We start from the raw sequence: 19995 nt of genomic DNA on the forward strand, positions 1-19995 counted from the left end.
CGCCCCACTCCCTGGCGTGCTTGCCAGTCGGCGATGTCCCGGAGCCGATTCGCACTACCCTGGAAGTTGCACGTTGGGCTGGTGTGCATGTCCGCTAGACGGAAAGCCTTAAAGCCTACTGCTTCTTCCACCTTGAACTTTCGGGTTCAAGGGCTGAGTCGACAGCGGCTCTGTCGGGGAGCCTGAATTCCAGAACTCAATGCCAGTCCCCGGACTGGCATTGTTTTATGAGCCGAAAAACCATGAACGAACCTGCGCCGCTTTCCCGTCCGCACCTTCGACGCATGTTGCGCAAAGCCCGCCGCGCCCTCACGCCGAGCGAGCAGCGCCAGGCCGCCCATGGCCTGTATCGGCAACTGGCACAGCACCCGCTGTTTCGCCGGGCCAAACATATTTCCCTGTATCTACCGACGGACGGTGAAATCGATCCGCGCCTGCTGCTGCGCGCCGCCCAGCGCCGGGGCAAGGTCACTTACCTGCCGGTGCTCAGCGCCTGGCCACGGACCAAGATGGTGTTCCAGCGCGTGAAGCCTGGGGAAACGCTGCTGCCCAATCGCTTTCGCATTCTGGAGCCACGGGTCAATGCCAGGCGCCAGCGCAAGGTGTGGGCGCTGGATCTGGTGTTGCTGCCGTTGGTGGGATTCGATGATGCCGGTGGCCGCCTGGGCATGGGCGGCGGTTTCTACGACCGCAGCCTCGCCTACCTGGCGCGTCGCCAGGGCTGGCGCAAGCCGACACTGCTGGGCCTGGCCCATGAATGTCAGAAGGTCGATCGATTGGCACAGGCCAGCTGGGATGTGCCGTTGGCTGGCACCGTTACCGACAGGCAGTGGTATGTCGCAGAAACGCCGCAGGAAGCTACGGCGCCTTGAAGAAGGGTCAGCGCTTGAAGGGTTGCGGCTGCTGCTGAGTCAGTTCAACTGGCGCATCGGTCTTGTTCGACCACAAGCTTTGCGCATACCCGGTGGTCACGACGCCCAGACCAAACAAAATCACCAATATCCATAGTAAATCCGGTTTACGTTGCATCGATTGCCCCCCTTCAGGCATCTCGTACACGATGACAACAACGTTCCAAGTAGTCCGTTGCAGCTGCGTCAAGCTTAAAGGCCGGCATTTTGCGGTAACGTGAACCAACACGCAAACCTTGGCGCCAACCGACTGTCGGTTTGTCATCAAATTGCCTGACAACTTGCCCAATGCCTTTTTCAGGAGCGCAAAAATGGCCTACTGGCTGATGAAATCCGAGCCCGACGAACTCTCCATCAACGGCCTGGAAAAGCTTGGCGAAGCGCGCTGGGACGGGGTGCGCAACTACCAGGCGCGCAACTTCCTACGGGCGATGGCGGTGGGTGACCAATTTTTCTTCTACCACTCCAGTTGCCCCGAGCCCGGCATTGCCGGCATCGGCAAGATCATCGCGGCCGCCTATCCGGACCCTACCGCACTGGAGCCGGACAGCCACTACTTCGACGCCAAGGCCACCCCGGAGAAAAACCCGTGGAGCGCGATCAATGTCGCGCACGTCCAGACCTTTCCCAAGGTGCTGGGCCTGGGCTACCTGAAACAGCAAACCGCCCTCGCCGAATTGCCCCTGGTACAAAAAGGCAGTCGCTTGTCCGTGATGCCGGTCACGGCAGAGCAATGGGCGGCGGTGCTGGCACTGCGCTGACCAGAACCCTGCGGTCACGCTCCCGGCGCATGCATCTGCACCTGAACCGGGTTAGGCTTGCGCTTCATTTGACCGGCATCAACGCCCCTCGGGCTGCCTCGGTCAAACTAGGACGCTAACGCCGCAGGATGCACCCATGTCGATCACGCCCCGCTCCTCCCACCTGTTTGCCGCTTTGTTGATTGCCTTGTTGCTCGCCGCCGGCGGCTTCGGTTACTGGAAGTCCACCCAGGATCGCCTGCCCGAAGGCTTGGGCATGGGCAACGGTCGCCTGGAGTCCACCGAAGTGCAGATCGCCGCCAAGATCCCCGGTCGCCTGGCCGAGGTGCGGGTGGATGAAGGTGACAAGGTGCTCAAGGGCCAGTTGCTGGCGCGCATGGACACCCGCACCCTGGAAGCCCAGCGCGCCCAGGCCGAAGCCGAAGTGCTGCGCGCCAGGGAAAACTTCGCCGCCGCCGAGGCCAATGTGCAACTGCGTCAAAGCGAGCAACTGCTGGCCAACCAGGAACTCAAGCGTACCCAGGAACTGTACAAGCGCGGCTTTGCCAGCAGCCAGTTGATCGACCAGCAACAGGCCCGCCAGAACACCGGCAACGCCGCCGTGATCGCCGCGCAAGCCCAGGTCAATTCGGTCAAGGCCGCCATCGGTGCCGCCCAGGCCCAGGTCGCCCAGTTGACCAGCGAAATCGATGACAGCAGCTTGCGCGCGCCCATCGACGGCATTATCCAGCTGCGCCTGGCCGAGCCCGGCGAGGTCCTCGGTGCCGGCGGACGCGTGCTGTTGCTGATCGATCCCGAGGATCAGTACATGAACCTCTACCTGCCCGCCTCCGTCACCGGCCGCCTGACGGTTGGCAGCGACGCACGCATCCTGCTCGATGCCCTGCCCCAGCAACCGTTGCCGGCCAAGATCAGCTTTGTTGCCGCCAAGTCGCAGTTCACCCCCAAGGAAGTGGAAACCCGCGACGAACGCCAGAAACTGGTGTTTCGCGTCAAGCTGCGCCTGACCCAACCCAGCGCCGTGCCCCAGGCCAAACCGGGGATGCCCGGCGCCGGCTACGTGCGCATGGCTGACATCGACTGGCCGGCCAACCTGCAATGACCGGCCTGGCGCTGCACGCCACCGCCATCAACCACCGTTACGGCAAGCAGCAGGCCTTGATCGACATCGCCTTCAGCCTGCCCACCGGCACCCGCTGCGGACTGATCGGCCCGGATGGAGCGGGCAAGTCGAGCCTGTTGGGGTTGATCGCCGGGGTTAAAAGGCTCCAGGACGGCCAACTGGAGGTGCTCGGCGGCTCCATCGCCGACCGTCGTCACCGCAACAGCCTGTACCCGCGCATCGCCTTCATGCCCCAGGGCCTGGGCGGCAACCTGTACCCCGAACTGTCCATCAGCGAAAACATCCGCTTCTTCGCCACGCTGTTCGGCCTGTCCAAAGCCGACTGCGACCAGCGCATGCACAACCTGCTGCTGGCCACCGACCTCGCGCGCTTCGCCGAGCGGCCGGCCGGCAAGCTCTCCGGCGGCATGAAGCAGAAGCTCGGCCTGTGCTGCGCGCTGATCCACGACCCGGACTTGTTGATCCTCGACGAACCCACCACCGGCGTCGACCCGCTGTCGCGGCGGCGCTTCTGGGAACTGGTCGAGACCGTACGCAGCGAGCGCCCGCAACTGACGCTGCTGGTAGCCACCGCCTACATGGAAGAAGCCGAGCAATTCGAACATTGCCTGATGCTCGACCGTGGCAAGCTGATCGCCGACGGGCTCAGCAGCGAACTGGCGGCAGCGACCCCCAGCGGCAAACTGGATGAGGCCTTCACCCACTTCCAGGGCGACAGCGCCCATGACAACCAACCGCTGGTGATCCCGCCCAGGGAAAACGCCAACACCGATATCGCCATCGAAGCCCACGACCTGACCCTGCGCTTCGGCGACTTCACGGCGGTGAACAAGGTCAGCTTTGCCATCGGCCGTGGCGAGATCTTCGGCTTCCTCGGCTCCAACGGCTGCGGCAAGACCACCACCATGAAAGTCCTCACCGGGCTGATGCCGGCCACCGAAGGCAGCGCCACGCTGCTGGGCAACCCGGTAAACGCCAAGGACCTGGCCACCCGCAAGCGCGTAGGGTTCATGTCGCAAAGCTTCTCGCTGTATGGCGAGCTGAGCGTGCGCCAGAACCTGGTGTTGCACGCGCAACTGTTCGATTTGCCCAAGGCCGACAGCGGCCCGCGCATCGATGAGCTGATCAAGCGTTTCGACCTCGGTGAGGTGGCCGAGCAGCCCTCCGGAGAGCTGCCCCTCGGCCTGCGCCAACGCTTGTCATTGGCCGTGGCGGTGCTGCATCGCCCGGAAGTATTGATCCTTGATGAGCCCACCTCGGGCGTCGACCCGGCGGCCCGGGATGATTTCTGGCGGCTGTTGATCGAGTTGTCCCGCGAACAAGGGGTGACGATCTTCCTCTCCACCCACTTCATGAATGAAGCCCAGCGCTGCGACCGTATCTCCTTGATGCATGCCGGCAAGGTACTGGCCTGCGACACACCGGGCGCACTGCAACGGCAATTCAACGGCGACACCCTGGAAGCCGCGTTCGTCACCTGCCTTGAGCAAGCCCAAGGCGATGCCGAACCCGCCACGTCGGCCAAAACCGTCAGCGAAACCCATGCGCCGCCCATCAGCAAGCGTGGTTTCAGCCTGTCTCGCCTGCTGGCCGTGGCCAGCCGCGAAGGCAAGGAATTGCTGCGCGACAAAGTGCGCATGGCCTTCGCCCTGCTCGGTGCGATGTTCATGATGGTGATCTTCGGCTACGGCATTTCCCTGGACGTGGAAAACCTCGCCTTCGCCGTCTACGACCAGGACCAGACGCCACAAAGCCGCGCCTATCTGGAAGCCTTCCGCAGCTCGCGCTACTTCGCCGAGCAGGCGCCGATCCAGGATGCCAATGAATTACACCGACGCCTGCAACGCTCGGAAATCAAACTGGCCCTGGAGATCCCACCCGGCTTTGGTCGCGATCTCTATGCCGGGCGCCAACCCACCGTGGCCGCGTGGCTCGATGGCGGCATGCCGTTTCGTGCGGAAACCAGCCGCAACTATGTCGAAGCCGTGCACCAAGGCAACCTGCAGCAACTGGCCGAACTGAGCAGCCTGCCGCGCAGCACCCAGGCAGTCGCCAAACTGGAAACCCGTTTTCGCTATAACCAGGACGTGGTCAGCGTGAATGCCATCGGCCCCGGCGTGATGGCACTGATCCTGGCGTTTATCCCGGCGATGCTCACCGCCCTGGGCATCGTGCGCGAGAAAGAACTGGGTTCGATCACCAACTTCTACGCCACACCCCTGACGCGCCTGGAATTCCTGCTCGGTAAACAGGCGCCTTACCTGGCCGTGAGCCTGGTCAACCTGGCGCTGCTGGTGGCGATGAATCGCTGGCTGTTCGGCGTGCCGTTCAAGGGCAGCGGCCTGACGCTGGCGTTTGGCGGGCTGCTGTATGTGCTGGCCACCACCAGCATGGGCCTGCTGATTTCCGCGTTCACCCGCACCCAGATCGCGGCGATCCTCGGCACCATGATCATCACCAGCCTGCCAACCATCCAGTTTTCCGGGCTGATCGTGCCGCGCTCGTCCCTGGAGGGCGCCGCCGCCTTGATGGGCGCACTGTTTCCGGCCGGGCACTTTTTGGATATTGCCGTGGGCACCTTCACCAAGGCCCTGGATCTGCGCCAGTTGTGGCCACAATGCCTGGCGCTGTTCGGCTTCTTTATCGGGTTCACCGGGTTGAGCCTGGTCATGCTCAAGAAGCAGGAGGCCTGATGCACAAGCTCGCACACATCTTCCGGCTGGGCATCAAGGAACTCACCAGCCTGCGTCACGACAGCGTCTTGCTGCTGTTTTTGTTCTACGCCTTCACCGTCGCCATCTACATGCCAGCCGCCGGCTCGGTGATCGGCGTGCACAACGCCAGCGTAGCGTTTGTCGATGAAGACCACAGCGCGCTCTCACGGCAGATGGCCGAGGCGCTGCAACCGCCCGAGTTCCAAGCACCGGCACCGTTGGCCTATGACCAGTTGGACAAGGTGATGGACAGCGGCCAGTACACCTTCGTGATCAACGTACCGGCCAACTTCCAGGCCGACCTGTTGGCCGGTCGCCAGCCTGGCGTGCAGGTGAACGTCGATGCCACGGCGATGAGCCAGGCGTTCATGGGCGCCGGCTATATCGGACGGATCTTCCAGCGCGAATTGCTCAACTACAGCGGGCAAACCGACGCCACCCGCCAGGCGCCCGCGCTGCTCACGACCCGAGCACTGTTCAACACCAACCTGGAGGGCGGCTGGTTCCTGGCCGTGATCCAGATCGTCAACAACATCACCATCCTGGCCATCGTGCTCACCGGCACCGCGCTGTTGCGCGAGCGCGAGCACGGCACCCTCGACCACCTGCTGGTACTGCCGCTGACCGCACTGGAAATCATGCTGGCGAAAATCTGGAGCAATATGCTGGTGGTGGTGCTGTGCACCTGGCTGTCGCTGGAGGTGGTGGTCAAAGGGCTGCTCGGCGTGCCGCTGGCCGGGTCGCTGGGGTTGTTCCTGTTTGTGACTGCCCTGTATCTGTTTGCCAGTACGGCACTGGGGATCTTCCTCGCCACCCTCGCCCGCTCGACGCCGCAGTTCGGCTTGCTGGCGATCCCGGTGATTATCCCGATGCTGCTGCTGTCAGGCGGCAGCACGCCGCTGGACAGCATGCCCGAGTGGTTGCAGTGGGTGATGCAGGGCTCGCCGTCGACGCACTTTGTGAGCCTGAGCGCAGCGATTTTGTTTCGCGACGCGGGGGTGAGTGTGGTGTGGCCGGACTTGCTGGCGCTGGCGGGGATCGGGCTGTTGTTTTTTGCGGTGGCGTTGGCGCGGTTCAGGAAGAGCCTGGCTTCCTGACGAAGCCCCCGTAGCAGCTGCCGAGCGCAAGCGAGGCAGCTGCTACGGGGTTTGCGCGGTTTTGGATAAGGCGGTATCTACGGGGCAGCGCGTTACTGAATGATCAGGTTATTGAACAGCAGATCTTCCACCATGGGCTTGCCCGTCTCGTCGTTCATCACTTGCTGGGTTTGCTTGAGGGCTTCCTGGCGCAGCTTCTCCTTACCGTCGACCGTGCTCATGGCCTCGTTGGTCTGCTGGGTGAACAGCGCGACCAACTGGTTACGGATCAATGCGTCGTTGGCCTTGACCGCTTTGGCTGCTTCCTCGCCGGTCACGCGCAGGGCGATGTCGGCCTTGAACACTTTGAGCTTGGCTGTGCCATCCAGGCCGTAGTTACCCACGAACGGCGGGCTCAGGCTGATATAGCTGACCTTCGGCGCCTCGCCTTCTTTGGCTTCTTCGGCCTGGGCTGCCATCGGCAAGGTCAGGGCCAGCATCAATAGGATCCACGCTTTCACAGTTCATTCCTCACATTCGGTTGCCGGGTAGCATAACGCTAGCAAGGCAGAGCACAAGCTTATGGCGACTTATCAGGGCCGAGCATGCTCGTTGACCCACAGGCCTACCCTCCTACACTTATCGGCCACGACACCAAAAGGAATAGCCCGATGAAAGCTGTGCTGTGCAAAGCCTTCGGCCCCGCCGAAACCCTGGTGCTGGAAGACGTCGCGAGCCCCACGATCAAGAAGAACGAAATCCTGCTCGACGTGCATGCCGCCGGGGTCAACTTCCCCGACACCCTGATCATCGAGGGCAAATACCAGTTCAAGCCACCCTTCCCGTTCTCGCCGGGTGGCGAGGCGTCGGGGGTGGTCAGCGAAGTGGGGGAAAAGGTCAGCCACCTGAAAGTCGGCGACCGGGTCATGGCGCTCACTGGCTGGGGCAGCTTCGCCGAACAGGTCGCGGTGCCAGGCTACAACGTGCTGCCGATCCCGCCGAGCATGGACTTCAACACCGCCGCCGCCTTCAGCATGACCTACGGCACCTCGATGCACGCGCTCAAACAACGCGCCAACCTGCAACCCGGCGAAACCCTGCTGGTCCTCGGCGCTTCCGGCGGCGTGGGCCTGGCCGCCGTGGAAATCGGCAAGGCCATGGGCGCGCGGGTGATCGCCGCCGCGAGCAGCGCCGACAAACTCGCCGTGGCCAAGGCCGCCGGCGCCGATGAGTTGATCAACTACAACGAAGCCAACCTCAAGGACGAGATCAAGCGCCTGACCGACGGCAACGGCGCCGATGTGATCTACGACCCGGTGGGCGGCGACCTGTTTGACCAAGCCATTCGCGCGATTGCCTGGAACGGCCGCCTGCTGGTGGTGGGTTTTGCCAGCGGGCGCATCCCGGAACTGCCGGTGAACCTGGCGCTGCTCAAGGGCGCAGCGGTGGTCGGGGTGTTCTGGGGCTCGTTCGCCCAGCGCCAGCCCCAGGACAATGCGGCGAACTTCCAGCAACTGTTCACTTGGTTCGGTGAGGGCAAGCTCAAGCCGTTGGTGTCGCAGGTGTATCCGCTGGAGCAGGCTGCCCAGGCGATCAATGACCTCGGCCAGCGCAAGGCCGTCGGCAAGGTCGTCGTCCAGACCCGCTAACCGACCTGAAATGCAATCAAATGTGGGAGGGGGCTTGTCCCCTCCCACATTTGATCTCCTGCGGTCTTAAAATCGATAACGACCCACACGTATCCATTTACGACATGTTCATAAGAGAACATGCAATTGCTCTCATTTCCTGTGTTTGCGCATAAGAGGCAATGCTATTTTCGGTAACGAAACTGTAACATTCGCATCCGCAGTCAAAACAAGAAATCTGGAGCTCTTGAATGTTTGCTTTCTTTCGTCCTGCCGCACACCAGGTGCCCCTGCCTGAAGAAAAAATCGACAGTACCTATCGACGGCTGCGCTGGCAGATCTTCGCCGGTATTTTCTTCGGTTATGCCGGGTACTACCTGCTGCGCAAAAACTTCTCCCTGGCCATGCCCTACCTGATCGACGAGGGTTACACCCGCGGTGAGCTGGGCCTGGCGATGTCGGCGATCGCGATCGCCTACGGCCTGTCCAAGTTCCTCATGGGCCTGGTGTCCGACCGTTCCAACCCGCGCTACTTCCTGCCCTTCGGCCTGCTGGTTTCAGCGGGGGTGATGTTCATTTTCGGTTTCGCGCCTTGGGCGACGTCCAGCGTGACCATGATGTTCATTTTGCTGTTCATCAACGGCTGGGCCCAGGGCATGGGCTGGCCGCCCAGCGGCCGGACCATGGTGCACTGGTGGTCGCAGAAAGAACGCGGCGGCGTGGTGTCGGTGTGGAACGTGGCGCACAACGTCGGCGGCGGCCTGATCGGCCCGTTGTTCCTGCTGGGTATGGCCTGGTTCAACGACTGGCATGCGGCGTTCTATGTACCGGCCACGGTGGCCTTGGCGGTGGCGGCGTTTGCCTTCATCACCATGCGCGACACCCCGCAATCGGTGGGCCTGCCGCCGATTGAGCAGTACAAGAATGATTACCCGGAAGGCTACGACGCCAGCCACGAAGACGAATTCAGCGCCAAGGAAATCTTCGTCAAGTACGTGCTGCGCAACAAAATGCTCTGGTACATCGCCTTCGCCAACGTGTTCGTCTACCTGCTGCGTTACGGCGTATTGGATTGGGCACCGACCTACCTCAAGGAAGCCAAGCACTTCACGGTGGATAAATCGTCCTGGGCGTACTTCTTCTACGAGTGGGCAGGTATTCCGGGCACGCTGTTGTGCGGCTGGATGTCGGACAAGATCTTCCGTGGCAACCGTGGCCTGACCGGCATCGTGTTCATGGCGCTGGTGACCGTGGCGACCCTGGTGTACTGGCTCAACCCGCCGGGAAACCCGATGGTCGACATGATCGCGCTGTTCTCGATCGGCTTTTTGATCTACGGCCCGGTGATGCTGATCGGCCTGCAGGCGCTGGAACTGGCACCGAAGAAAGCCGCCGGTACGGCTGCGGGCTTCACCGGTCTGTTCGGCTACCTGGGCGGTTCGGTGGCAGCCAGTGCGGCCATGGGCTACACCGTGGACCATTTCGGCTGGGACGGTGGTTTCGTGCTGCTGATCGGCGCATGCCTGCTGGCCATCGCGTTCCTGATCCCAACGCTGTGGCACACCAACAGCGTCAGCTCGGCGCGTTAATCGCCTGAGCAATCCTTGGCACAACGCTTGAGCCGCGCCTCCAGATTCTTGTCTGGCATGGCGTGGCTACGCAGGGCGTTGACGGTCTGCTCGACGTAATCGCGAGTAGTGCCGTAACGCCCGCAAGCGCTTTGCAGCACATGGTTCAGCACGATATCCGGCAAGTTGCCGGCGTAGCTGGGCAAGTGCCGCTCCAACACAAACCCCAACGCCTGTACCTGACTGCCATCTTCAAGACGGCAACTGAGCCAGTGCGGCCGGTAGGACGGGTAAGGCATCTCGCGCTGCCACAAGGCGTAAAGCGAGGCCTCCAGTTGATCTTCCGGCAAGCGATAGGCGAACCCGCTGCACGAACCTCCGCGATCCAGGCCAAAGACCAGGCCCGGCAATTCCGGCGTACCCCGATGCTCGTGGGACCACAGGTACAGGCCCCGGTGATAACCGTGGACCCGTGCCCGCACCCGCTCAGTCGACGAACATTCCGGGCGCCAAATCAGCGAACCATACGCAAATAGCCAGACCGGCCCACCCTTGTGCCGGCCCATGGTGGCCTGCATCGAGCTCATTAACTGTTCGTGAGTGAGTTGCGGCCCCAGATCGAGCCGCGGAGGGTAAGCCAATTGCAGAAGATCGGATTCAATGGCGGTCATGGCGAAAAGCGGTACGCCTCCTGTGTGTTACCAGTTGTAAGCAACTTTACCGTAATAAAACGCGCCGCTGTAACCGTACGGCGAAAAAGTGCTATAGGCCAGATTGCCACCACTGCTGGCGAAGGCGTTGACCTTCTCCGGGTATTTATCGGTGACGTTGTCGCCGCCCAGGGTGAAGGTCCAATTCTTCAGCCTGTAGTCCGCCGACAGGTCCAGCACCCAGGCCGCCTTGAAGGTCTGGTCGTTGACCTTGTCCGCCTGGTAGCTGGTGAATTCACCATAGCGCACCAGGTTGCTGTGCAGGGCCCAATGGCCGTAAGTGAAGTCGTTACCCAGGCTCAGCTTGTGCTGCGGCGTGGTATCCCCCAGCAAACCGATGCGCTCGCGGCGGTCCACGCGCACCAGGTTCGCGCCCAGGCTGTCGAGGATGGCCGGGTTGGCCTTCACATCCGTCACCTTGGTGTGGTTGTAGTTGTAGCCCACGGTGCTGTTCCAGCGGATGCCGCTGTCGAACTGATAGCGATAGTTGGCGACCAGGTCGACGCCGTCGGTGCTGGTGTCGGTGGCGTTAGTGAAGTAGCGGGCGGTGGTGTAGTCGATATTGCCGACACCGTTGGCCTGCAAATAGGCGCGGGTCGCCGCGTTTATGCCGAGGTTGGACGACAGGCTGATACGGTCACGGATGTCGATGCGGTACACATCCACCGTCACCGTCAGGTCATCGGCCGGCTCCAGCACCAGCCCAAGGCTGTAGTTGCGCGACTTCTCGGCCTTGAGGTCTTCGGCGCCGAGTAAACGCGCCACCTGGCTGTTGGCCGGGAAGGTGCCGGCTTCCTGGATGGTGCTGCCGATCAACTGCGATGAAGTGTAGGCAAAGTTCTGCTGGGCCAGGGACGGCGCGCGGAAACCGTTGGAAACACTGCCGCGCACGGCCACCTGCGGGGTGAAGTCATAACGGGCCGACAGCGAGCCGCTGACATTCGAGCCAAAATCGCTGTAGTCCTCATGGCGCACCGCCGCCGAGGCACTGAGTTTTTCGGTGAAGTTGGTTTCCAGGTCCAGGTACTGGGCCCAGTTGTGGCGCGTGCTGGTGCCCGCGTCGGCATCACGGAAACCACCCAGTCCGGAACTGCCGGTCTGGAAGTAGGAGGCCGGCTCGCCCGCCTCGATTTCATAACCCTGGTGCAGGTATTCACCGCCAAACGCCACGGACACCGGGTAAGGCAGCCAGCCCACGTCGAACTCGCGGGACAGGTCCAGGCTGACTTGCTTCTGGTCGTTGCTCAGGGTGCCATTGTCGAACTTGCGCGGCGTGGCCAGGCCCAGGGAGGTGTTGATGGTTTCGGTGCTGAGTGCGTACTCGTTCTTGCCATAGTTGGCCGACAGGTCGTAATGCCAGTCGTAGGCCAGCAAACCGCGCAGGCCCACCACCAATGAGGTGTCTTCAAGGTTGCCCTTGATCAGCGGCAGGTAACCGTTGGGGTTGAGCGCCGGGATGTTGTTGGACGCATTACTCGCCCGGTAGAACGCCGCCGTCTCGCCGCGCCGCTTGCTGTAGCCGCCGAAGGTGTAGAACTCGGCCGCATCGTTGAAGGAATATTCGGAGTTGAACTGGAACTTGCCTTCATTGGTGGCCGGCTCACCCTGGCGGAACACGCGCTGGCCATAGGTGGTAGAGCCGACGCTGCCCGTGCGGTAGTCATCCCCGGCGCGGTTGGTGTAGTCATTGTCAGACCCTTCGGCCGACAGGTTGATAAAGCCGTTGTCGCCCAATGCCAGGCCGGTGTTGCCGCTGACATTGCGCTGGATGCCGTCGCCCTTCTTGTATTCGCCGAATTTGGTGGAGATCGAACCGCCATGGTCGGCGTGCTTGAGGATCACGTTGATCACCCCGGCAATCGCATCCGAGCCGTAGCGGGCGGACGCACCGTCGCGCAGCACTTCGATATGGTCCACCGCCGACAGCGGGATCGCATTCAGGTCCGCCGGTGCCGACCCACGGCCCACCGCACCGCCCAGGTTGACGAAGGCACTGGTGTGGCGGCGCTTGCCGTTGACCAGCACCAGCACCTGATCGGGTGACAGGCCGCGCAACTGCGCAGGGCGCACCAGTTCGGCACCATCCACCAGGCTTGGGCGCGGGAAGTTGATCGACGGAATCAGGCGCGCCAGCACCGCCCCCAACTCATCAGAGCCCGTGCTGCGCAGGCTATCGCCGGAAATCACATCGATCGGAGACAGCGAAGCACTGGCGGTACGCTCCTGGGCGCGGGTGCCGGTGACGATCACGGTGTCGAGTTTGGGTGCATCGGTGGCGGGCGCTTCGGCCGCCAGGACAGGATTGAAGCCCACAGCGGCCAGCAAATTAGCCGACAAAATCGCTGTGTACAGCGCGTGTTGCGTGTAGCTCCCCATACCGCTCCCCTTTGAATCAAGAATCAGAACGTCAGTGTTCTGAGTTCGCAAGATCGATCCGGCTGGCGGGCGGTGGCGGTCAGTTAATGGTTATTGGAAGAAAATCGGTAGTCCGTTGAGATATAGCTTAAAGATATTTATGTAACAAATTAAATACCTTTAAAGCATAAGCGAATGCATAAGCCCGACGCCCTTTCGTCAGGATTGCACAGGGCAATCCGGCTACTTTCAGCCCCGGTTCAGCCTGGGAGCACGCCAAGCCGTCAAACTGGCGCGCACGTTCACGACCCACCTAGCCGCCCATCAAACCGCCTATCGAGGTCGCACCCATGAAGAAATTTCGACTGCCTGGCCTGCTGTTCCTGGCCCAGGCCACCACCGCACTGGCTGGCGAAACACCGCCTGCCGAGGACGACAAAGACTTCTGGTACGCGCAGACCAGCGTCTATACCCGGCACTTCGCGCCGGACAAAGACCACAACAACAACCAGGACCTGATCGGCCTGGAGCGCAATGAGGCATCAGGATTGGTGTATGGCGGGGCGACGTTTCGCAACTCGTTCAGCCAGCGCTCTTACTACGCCTATGCAGGTAAGCGCTATGAGATGACCGACTCTGCGGTGTACCTGAAGGTCACAGGCGGGGCGATCCAGGGCTATCGCGGCAAATACCGTGACAAGATCCCCCTGAACCGTTTCGGCGTGGCGCCGGTGATCATCCCGTCGGTAGGCACCCATTACGGGCCGGTGGCAGCGGAACTGGTGCTGCTGGGGTTCAATGCGGCAATGGTCACGACCGGAGTGCGATTCTGAGCGAGCGCAAGCCCCGCTCCACAGTTCGGTTGCGTCAGGGCCGCGGGGCGTAGGCGAATACGTCGGCGCGCATCTGGTGCGCATCCATGCCGGCATCGACCAGTGCATCCAGCGTGCCGTAGATCATCGCCGGTGAACCGCTGGCGTAGACATGCACCGCCTTGAGGTCGGCAATGTCTTCGCACACCGCTTCATGCAGCAGGCCGCAGCGCCCTTCCCAGCCACACAGGTCGCTGACCACCTTGTGCAGGAACAGGTTGGGCAGTTGCAACCATTGGTCCCAGTGCTCGATCTCGTAGAAATCTTCCGGGCGACGCACGCCCCAGTACAGGTGCACCGGGTGCTTGAAGCCGGACGCGCGGCAATGCTCGATCAGGCTGTGCATCTGCGCCATGCCGGTCCCGGCGGCGATCAGCACCAATGGCCCGTCCGGCAGCTCGGCCAGGTGGGTGTCGCCAAAGGGCAGCTCGATGCGCGCCATCTGGTTGCGCTGCAATTGCTCCAGCAAGTTGCGTGCGCTGTCCTCGCGGGCCAGTACATGCAGTTCCAGCTCGCGACCGGCGTGGGGCGCCGACGCCAGGGAAAATGCCGACTTCTCGCCATTCTCCCGCTCGATCATCAGGTATTGCCCGGCGTGGTAACGCACCGCCTTGCCCGCCGGGGCCCGCAGGCGCACGCGCCACACATCGCCGCCCACTTCCACGCACTCGCTCAATTGGCACGACAACTTGCGCAACGGCAACTCTCCCGGCGCCAGCACGCCATCCCACAACACAATGCAATCTTCCAGCGGCTCGGCGATGCAGGTGTAGAACTCGCCATGGTCGCGCACTTCACCGGCTTGCTGCACCCGGCCCTCCACCAGCAGTGCGGCGCACACGTGGCACACGCCATTGCGACACGCCTGGGGGCATTCGTAGCCCAGGCGGCGCGCGCCTTCGAGGATTCGCTCGCCGGGGACCAGCTCCAGCACGGCGCCGGAAGGTTGCAGGGTTACACGCATCAATCTATTCCCAATTCTTTCCAAATCGCATCGACACGTGCCGTGACGGCCTCATCCTTGACGATCACCCGGCCCCACTCGCGGGTCGTTTCACCCGGCCATTTGTGGGTAGCGTCCAGGCCCATCTTCGAGCCCAGCCCCGACACCGGCGACGCGAAGTCGAGGTAGTCGATCGGCGTGTTATCGATCATCACCGTGTCGCGCTTGGGGTCCATGCGCGTGGTGATGGCCCAGATCACATCGTTCCAGTCCCGGGCATTGATGTCGTCGTCGGTGACGATAACGAACTTGGTGTACATGAACTGTCGCAAAAACGACCACACACCCAGCATGACCCGCTTGGCATGGCCGGGATACGACTTCTTCATGGTCACGATGGCCATGCGATACGAACAGCCTTCCGGCGGCAGGTAGAAGTCGGTGATTTCCGGGAATTGCTTCTGCAGGATCGGCACGAACACTTCGTTCAGCGCCACCCCCAGAATCGCCGGCTCATCTGGCGGACGGCCGGTGTAGGTGCTGTGGTAGATCGGCTTGATCCGATGGGTGATGCGCTCGACGGTGAACACCGGGAAGCTGTCGACTTCGTTGTAATAGCCGGTGTGGTCGCCGTACGGGCCTTCATCGGCCATCTCGCCGGGGTGAATCACGCCTTCGAGGATGATTTCAGCGGTGGCCGGCACTTGCAGGTCATTGCCACGGCACTTCACCAGTTCGGTGCGGTTGCCACGCAACAGGCCGGCGAAGGCGTATTCGGACAGGCTGTCGGGCACCGGGGTCACGGCGCCGAGGATGGTCGCAGGGTCGGCGCCCAGGGCCACAGACACCGGGAACGGCTTGCCGGGGTGCTTCTCGCACCATTCACGGAAGTCCAAGGCACCGCCACGGTGGCTCAGCCAACGCATGATCACCTTGTTGCGGCCGATCACTTGCTGGCGGTAGATCCCCAGGTTCTGGCGGTCTTTGTTCGGGCCTTTGGTGACGGTCAGGCCCCAGGTGATCAGCGGGCCGACGTCGCCGGGCCAGCAGGTTTGCACGGGGAGCATGGCGAGGTCGACGTCATCCCCTTCGATGACCACTTCCTGGCACACCGCGTCCTTGACCACCTTGGGTGCCATGGCAATGATCTTGCGGAAGATCGGCAGCTTCGACCAGGCATCCTTCAAGCCCTTGGGCGGCTCGGGTTCCTTGAGGAACGCCAGCAGCTTGCCGATCTCGCGCAATTCGCTGACCGCCTCGGCGCCCATGCCAAAGGCCACACGCTCGGGAGTACCGAACAGGTTGCCGAGCACCGGTATGTCAAAACCGGTCGGGTTCTCGAACAGCAGCGCCGGGCCCTTGTTACGCAAGGTGCGGTCGCAAATCTCAGTCATTTCCAGCACCGGTGAAATCGGCATCTGGATACGTTTCAACTCTCCGCGCTGCTCAAGTTGCTGCACGAAATCCCGAAGATCCTTGAATTTCATTAACCATGCCACCCGTAAAATAGGCGTACATCCTACCTGCTCTGAGGGCGGCTGGCAGCTTATCGAGGTGCATTTGGCCGTTGCAGGGACCGAAAAACCGACACAAAAAAAATGGCGCCCCTGGGGGCGCCATTTTTTCGGACCTGAAACGTCGTGATTACTTACGTTTCATCGACAGGAAGAACTCGTCGTTGGTCTTGGTGGTTTTCAACTTGTCGATCAGGAACTCGATGGCTGCCACTTCGTCCATCGGGTGCAGCAGCTTGCGCAGGATCCACATGCGCTGCAGTTCGTCGTCGGCGGTCAGCAACTCTTCGCGGCGGGTGCCGGAGCGGTTGATGTTGATCGCCGGGAACACGCGTTTTTCCGCGATGCGACGGTCCAGGGGCAGTTCCATGTTGCCGGTACCCTTGAACTCTTCGTAGATCACTTCGTCCATCTTCGAACCGGTTTCAACCAGTGCGGTGGCGATAATGGTCAGCGAGCCGCCTTCTTCGATGTTCCGCGCGGCGCCGAAGAAACGCTTCGGTTTCTCCAGGGCGTGGGCATCGACACCACCGGTGAGGACCTTGCCGGAGCTCGGGATCACGGTGTTGTAGGCACGGGCCAGACGGGTGATGGAGTCGAGCAGGATCACCACGTCCTTCTTGTGTTCGACCAGGCGCTTGGCCTTCTCGATCACCATTTCGGCAACCTGCACGTGGCGGGTCGGCGGCTCATCGAACGTCGAGGCAACCACTTCGCCGCGCACGGTGCGCTGCATTTCGGTGACTTCTTCCGGACGCTCATCGATCAGCAATACGATCAGGTGAACTTCAGGATTGTTACGTGCGATGTTCGCTGCAATGTTCTGCAGCATGATCGTCTTACCGGCTTTCGGCGGTGCGACGATCAGGCCACGCTGGCCTTTGCCGATCGGGGCGCACAGGTCGATCACGCGACCGGTCAGGTCTTCGGTGGAACCGTTACCGGCTTCCATCTTCATGCGCACGGTCGGGAACAGCGGCGTCAGGTTCTCGAAGAGAATCTTGTTTTTCGCGTTCTCGGGACGATCGAAGTTGATCGTGTCGACCTTGAGCAGGGCGAAGTAACGCTCGCCTTCCTTCGGTGGGCGGATCTTGCCAACGATGGTGTCACCGGTGCGCAAGTTGAAGCGACGGATCTGGCTCGGCGAGACATAGATGTCGTCTGGGCCGGCGAGATAGGAGGCGTCTGCAGAGCGGAGGAAGCCGAAGCCGTCCTGGAGAATCTCCAGCACGCCATCACCGGAGATTTCCTCGCCGCTTTTCGCGTGCTTTTTCAGCAGGGAGAAAATCACGTCCTGCTTGCGCGAACGGGCCATATTTTCTATGCCCATTTCTTCGGCCAGTTGGAGCAGGTCGGTAATCGGCTTTTGCTTGAGTTCAGTCAGATTCATATAGGAATGACGTAATCATTTATGGAGGGGGGAAATTAAGCTTTTGGCTTAATGAGGCCGCGCCGCGGAGAAGGCGACAGGATCGCGTACTAATCGAAAGGAATGCGTCGGCGACGGCTTGCAGGGGGCAGTGGAGAAACCAGTGCGGGGCCGAATGTACCACCTGAGTTTCGGAGCGTCTAGCCCTGTTTCACGAAAAAGCCCCGCTATTTGCGGGGCTTTTTGACGACGCTTAGATGTTGGCGTCGAGGAAAGCTTGCAGCTGGGACTTCGACAGCGCACCCACCTTGGTGGCCTCGACGTTGCCGTTCTTGAACAGCATCAGCGTAGGAATACCGCGCACGCCATGCTTGGCCGGGGTTTCCTGGTTGTCGTCGATGTTCAGCTTGGCAATGGTCAGCTTGCCTTCGTAGGTGGTTGCAATGTCGTCCAGGACCGGAGCGATCATTTTGCAAGGGCCGCACCATTCAGCCCAGTAGTCAACCAGCACCGGGCCAGCAGCCTTGAGTACTTCGGCCTCAAAGGTCGCGTCGGTGACGTGCTTGATAAGATCGTTGCTCATGGATGTCTCCGGATTGTAAGCAAAAAAAACGTTGCCCATCATAGCCGCCCTTCCCCCGTTCAGGAAGCCGCCTCTGATTGAGTCTTCCTATGATGGCGCATGAGTTTGCGCATAGCCCAACTCAGGGCGTCACGGGAGTCACGAAGGCAATCCCCGTGCGCAACGCCGCGTTGCGTACGTGCTCCTGCATGGTTTTCTGCGCCGACGCACTGGCCCGCCGGGCCAGGGCGCGCAGGATTTTGCGATGTTCCTGCCAGGTTTCCATGGCCCGCTCCGGCCGGATGAACGGTAGTTTCTGGCTTTCCAGAAACACCTCGGCACTGGCACTCAGGATGCTCACCATCGCCTGGTTGCCGCTGGCCAGCAGGATGCGCTGGTGGAATTCGAAGTCCAGCCGTGCGGCCGCCTCGAAGTCGCCGGCCTTGAGCACCTTGCGCATGGCCTCGACGTTGTCTTCCAGGCTGTCCAGCTCATCGATCGTCAACGTGACCGCCGCCAAACCCGCCGCAAACCCTTCCAGCGCATAGCGCAACTGGAAGATATCGAGCGGCGTGGCCTGGGCTGCAAAAGGCCAGGCAAAGCCCGGCGCATCCTCCACCGCCTGCACGAACACACCTTTGCCCGGCTGCACACTGACCACACCCAAGGCGCTCAAGGACGACAGCGCCTCGCGCAGCGACGCCCGGCTGACGCCCAATTGCACCGCCAGGTCGCGCTGGGACGGCAGTGCATCGCCCGGCCCGAAGCCTTGCTCCTTGATCAGTTTGCGGATGGCCTGCAGGGCCGCTTCCGGTACGGCTTGGGCGATGGAATTCATAAAAAACTCGAGGTTTTTGTCAACAGAACGGCTAGTTGTAAAGCTATTCGTGGACCACGGCAAGCCACGCCCCAAAGGGGCTCGCGCAGTTTTACCGACGCTCGAAAAGGGTGCGAAAACGCGCACAACTGTTCAGACCAGTAAGACCACCAAAGCTCAACAAACTCGCGCCTCGCAGACGATCTGCACCGTACTGGCATGGGCTGTGCACTGAGCAAATCCAGAAAATTCCTTCGCCCTTCTCGGAGAGTTGCCATGACCAAGCGCTGCAGCGCCCTGCTCACTGCCCTGTTTGCCAGCCTGATGCTGAGCCAGGCACCCGCCCAGGCCAACGGTCTGGACGATATCGTCGCCCGTGGCACCCTCAAGGTCGCCGTGCCCCAGGACTTCCCGCCGTTCGGCTCGGTGGGCCCCGACATGAAGCCCCGTGGCCTGGACATCGACACCGCCAAACTGCTGGCCGACCAACTCAAGGTCAAGCTGGAGCTGACCCCGGTCAACAGCACCAACCGCATCCCGTTCCTCACCACCGGCAAGGTCGACCTGGTGATCTCCAGCCTGGGCAAGAACCCCGAGCGCGAAAAGGTCATCGACTTCTCCAAGGCCTACGCACCGTTCTACCTGGCCGTATTCGGCCCGCCTGATGCCGCCATCAGCAGCACCGACGACCTCAAGGGCAAGACCATCAGCGTGACCCGTGGCGCCATCGAAGACATCGAGCTGACCGCCGTAGCGCCGAAGGAAGCCACCATCAAGCGCTTCGAAGACAACAACTCCACCATCGCGGCCTACCTGGCCGGCCAGGTCGACCTGATCGCCAGCGGCAACGTGGTCATGGTGGCGATCAGCGAACGCAGCCCGAAACGCGTGCCGGCGCTGAAAGTGAAGCTCAAGGACTCGCCGGTGTACGTGGGCGTGAACAAGAACGAGCCGGCGCTTCTGGAGAAGGTCAACCAGATTCTGGTCGCGGCCAAGGCCGATGGCAGCCTGGAAAAGAACGCGATGCAGTGGCTCAAAGAGCCATTGCCTGCTGATCTCTGAAGCGGAGCTG

General features: G+C 61.8%; 18 protein-coding genes and 1 other RNA gene. 10 read left to right on the forward strand and 9 right to left on the reverse strand.

The features are described 5' to 3' along the window. The first annotated feature begins 5 nt into the window (after positions 1-5). Together ssrS and BLW22_RS28625 are read left to right on the forward strand one after the other, a co-directional pair. Positions 6-184, forward strand: a non-coding RNA gene (gene ssrS, locus BLW22_RS28620) — 6S RNA. A gap of 58 nt (positions 185-242) precedes the next feature. Next, complete coding sequence (locus BLW22_RS28625; protein WP_065948759.1) at positions 243-872, forward strand: 5-formyltetrahydrofolate cyclo-ligase; 630 nt, start codon at positions 243-245, stop codon at positions 870-872. Positions 873-879: 7 nt separating this feature from the next. On the opposite strand, the gene BLW22_RS35045 is transcribed toward BLW22_RS28625, so the two are convergent. Continuing rightward, entirely contained in the window at positions 880-1029 is a 150-nt protein-coding gene (locus tag BLW22_RS35045) for a hypothetical protein (RefSeq protein WP_092355790.1), read from the reverse strand. Positions 1030-1222: 193 nt separating this feature from the next. Here BLW22_RS35045 and BLW22_RS28635 point away from each other — a divergent pair, with 193 nt between their 5' ends. The 4 genes from BLW22_RS28635 (at position 1223) to BLW22_RS28650 (ending at position 6606) form a co-directional block, all read left to right on the forward strand. Next, a complete protein-coding gene (locus tag BLW22_RS28635; RefSeq protein WP_074847932.1) occupies positions 1223-1672 on the forward strand; it encodes an EVE domain-containing protein in 450 nt (149 codons plus the stop codon). A 136-nt stretch (positions 1673-1808) separates the two neighbouring features. Beyond that, positions 1809-2774 (forward strand): HlyD family secretion protein, encoded by a 966-nt coding sequence (locus BLW22_RS28640; RefSeq protein WP_027608372.1) that lies wholly within the window; start codon positions 1809-1811, stop codon positions 2772-2774. Beyond that, the gene (rbbA, locus tag BLW22_RS28645; protein ID WP_074847934.1) at positions 2771-5488 is read left to right on the forward strand and encodes a ribosome-associated ATPase/putative transporter RbbA; all 2718 of its coding nucleotides are present in this window, start codon (positions 2771-2773) and stop codon (positions 5486-5488) included. The genes BLW22_RS28640 and rbbA overlap by 4 nt, the downstream gene beginning before the upstream one ends. Beyond that, entirely contained in the window at positions 5488-6606 is a 1119-nt protein-coding gene (locus tag BLW22_RS28650; protein ID WP_065926649.1) for an ABC transporter permease, read from the forward strand. Before rbbA ends, BLW22_RS28650 begins: the two co-directional genes overlap by 1 nt. Before the next feature lie 92 nt (positions 6607-6698). On the opposite strand, the gene BLW22_RS28655 is transcribed toward BLW22_RS28650, so the two are convergent. After that, positions 6699-7106 (reverse strand): flagellar basal body-associated protein FliL, encoded by a 408-nt coding sequence (locus tag BLW22_RS28655; protein ID WP_027608369.1) that lies wholly within the window; start codon positions 7104-7106, stop codon positions 6699-6701. Between the two features lie 150 nt (positions 7107-7256). On the opposite strand from BLW22_RS28655, the gene BLW22_RS28660 reads away from it, so the two are divergent. Then, entirely contained in the window at positions 7257-8234 is a 978-nt protein-coding gene (locus BLW22_RS28660; protein WP_074847936.1) for an NADPH:quinone oxidoreductase family protein, read from the forward strand. Positions 8235-8464: 230 nt separating this feature from the next. Continuing rightward, positions 8465-9802, forward strand: coding sequence for a glycerol-3-phosphate transporter (gene glpT / locus BLW22_RS28665; protein WP_074847938.1), 1338 nt, complete (start codon positions 8465-8467; stop codon positions 9800-9802). Here glpT and BLW22_RS28670 read toward each other — a convergent pair. Next, positions 9799-10452: a gamma-glutamylcyclotransferase gene (locus BLW22_RS28670; RefSeq protein ID WP_065926652.1), complete on the reverse strand. Its 654-nt coding sequence runs from the start codon at positions 10450-10452 to the stop codon at positions 9799-9801. The genes glpT and BLW22_RS28670 overlap by 4 nt on opposite strands. A gap of 27 nt (positions 10453-10479) precedes the next feature. Beyond that, positions 10480-12867 carry a TonB-dependent receptor plug domain-containing protein gene (locus BLW22_RS28675; protein WP_074847940.1) on the reverse strand — a complete coding sequence of 796 codons (2388 nt, stop codon included), beginning with the start codon at positions 12865-12867 and terminating at the stop codon, positions 10480-10482. A gap of 329 nt (positions 12868-13196) precedes the next feature. Here BLW22_RS28675 and BLW22_RS28680 point away from each other — a divergent pair, with 329 nt between their 5' ends. Further along, the gene (locus tag BLW22_RS28680; protein WP_074847942.1) at positions 13197-13679 is read left to right on the forward strand and encodes a sn-glycerol-3-phosphate transporter; all 483 of its coding nucleotides are present in this window, start codon (positions 13197-13199) and stop codon (positions 13677-13679) included. A gap of 34 nt (positions 13680-13713) precedes the next feature. Here BLW22_RS28680 and BLW22_RS28685 read toward each other — a convergent pair whose 3' ends face one another. The 5 genes from BLW22_RS28685 to BLW22_RS28705 form a co-directional block, all read right to left on the reverse strand. Then, positions 13714-14682: a CDP-6-deoxy-delta-3,4-glucoseen reductase gene (locus BLW22_RS28685; protein WP_074847944.1), complete on the reverse strand. Its 969-nt coding sequence runs from the start codon at positions 14680-14682 to the stop codon at positions 13714-13716. Then, a complete protein-coding gene (ubiD, locus tag BLW22_RS28690) occupies positions 14682-16148 on the reverse strand; it encodes a 4-hydroxy-3-polyprenylbenzoate decarboxylase (RefSeq protein ID WP_027608362.1) in 1467 nt (488 codons plus the stop codon). Before ubiD ends, BLW22_RS28685 begins: the two co-directional genes overlap by 1 nt. A 157-nt stretch (positions 16149-16305) precedes the next feature. After that, on the reverse strand, positions 16306-17565 hold the full coding sequence (rho, locus tag BLW22_RS28695) for a transcription termination factor Rho (RefSeq protein WP_003176825.1): 1260 nt from the start codon (positions 17563-17565) through the stop codon (positions 16306-16308). 232 nt (positions 17566-17797) lie between these two features. After that, positions 17798-18127, reverse strand: a complete 330-nt coding sequence (trxA, locus tag BLW22_RS28700; RefSeq protein WP_015886460.1) for a thioredoxin TrxA — start codon at positions 18125-18127, stop codon at positions 17798-17800. Positions 18128-18248: 121 nt separating this feature from the next. Next, positions 18249-18944, reverse strand: a complete 696-nt coding sequence (locus BLW22_RS28705) for a FadR/GntR family transcriptional regulator (protein WP_074847946.1) — start codon at positions 18942-18944, stop codon at positions 18249-18251. Positions 18945-19199: 255 nt separating this feature from the next. Here BLW22_RS28705 and BLW22_RS28710 point away from each other — a divergent pair, with 255 nt between their 5' ends. Beyond that, the gene (locus BLW22_RS28710) at positions 19200-19985 is read left to right on the forward strand and encodes a transporter substrate-binding domain-containing protein (RefSeq protein WP_027608360.1); all 786 of its coding nucleotides are present in this window, start codon (positions 19200-19202) and stop codon (positions 19983-19985) included. Positions 19986-19995: the final 10 nt, after the last annotated feature.

The organism is Pseudomonas marginalis (assembly GCF_900105325.1).
GTDB lineage: Bacteria > Pseudomonadota > Gammaproteobacteria > Pseudomonadales > Pseudomonadaceae > Aquipseudomonas > Aquipseudomonas marginalis.

Coding starts and splice junctions, on each gene's coding strand:
- BLW22_RS28625 (WP_065948759.1), top strand. CDS start 243: ATGAACGAACCTGCGCCGCTTTCCCGTCCGCACCTTCGACGCATGTTG.
- BLW22_RS35045 (WP_092355790.1), bottom strand. CDS start 1,029: ATGCAACGTAAACCGGATTTACTATGGATATTGGTGATTTTGTTTGGT.
- BLW22_RS28635 (WP_074847932.1), top strand. CDS start 1,223: ATGGCCTACTGGCTGATGAAATCCGAGCCCGACGAACTCTCCATCAAC.
- BLW22_RS28640 (WP_027608372.1), top strand. CDS start 1,809: ATGTCGATCACGCCCCGCTCCTCCCACCTGTTTGCCGCTTTGTTGATT.
- rbbA (WP_074847934.1), top strand. CDS start 2,771: ATGACCGGCCTGGCGCTGCACGCCACCGCCATCAACCACCGTTACGGC.
- BLW22_RS28650 (WP_065926649.1), top strand. CDS start 5,488: ATGCACAAGCTCGCACACATCTTCCGGCTGGGCATCAAGGAACTCACC.
- BLW22_RS28660 (WP_074847936.1), top strand. CDS start 7,257: ATGAAAGCTGTGCTGTGCAAAGCCTTCGGCCCCGCCGAAACCCTGGTG.
- glpT (WP_074847938.1), top strand. CDS start 8,465: ATGTTTGCTTTCTTTCGTCCTGCCGCACACCAGGTGCCCCTGCCTGAA.
- BLW22_RS28670 (WP_065926652.1), bottom strand. CDS start 10,452: ATGACCGCCATTGAATCCGATCTTCTGCAATTGGCTTACCCTCCGCGG.
- BLW22_RS28675 (WP_074847940.1), bottom strand. CDS start 12,867: ATGGGGAGCTACACGCAACACGCGCTGTACACAGCGATTTTGTCGGCT.
- BLW22_RS28680 (WP_074847942.1), top strand. CDS start 13,197: ATGAAGAAATTTCGACTGCCTGGCCTGCTGTTCCTGGCCCAGGCCACC.
- BLW22_RS28685 (WP_074847944.1), bottom strand. CDS start 14,682: ATGCGTGTAACCCTGCAACCTTCCGGCGCCGTGCTGGAGCTGGTCCCC.
- ubiD (WP_027608362.1), bottom strand. CDS start 16,148: ATGAAATTCAAGGATCTTCGGGATTTCGTGCAGCAACTTGAGCAGCGC.
- rho (WP_003176825.1), bottom strand. CDS start 17,565: ATGAATCTGACTGAACTCAAGCAAAAGCCGATTACCGACCTGCTCCAA.
- trxA (WP_015886460.1), bottom strand. CDS start 18,127: ATGAGCAACGATCTTATCAAGCACGTCACCGACGCGACCTTTGAGGCC.
- BLW22_RS28705 (WP_074847946.1), bottom strand. CDS start 18,944: ATGAATTCCATCGCCCAAGCCGTACCGGAAGCGGCCCTGCAGGCCATC.
- BLW22_RS28710 (WP_027608360.1), top strand. CDS start 19,200: ATGACCAAGCGCTGCAGCGCCCTGCTCACTGCCCTGTTTGCCAGCCTG.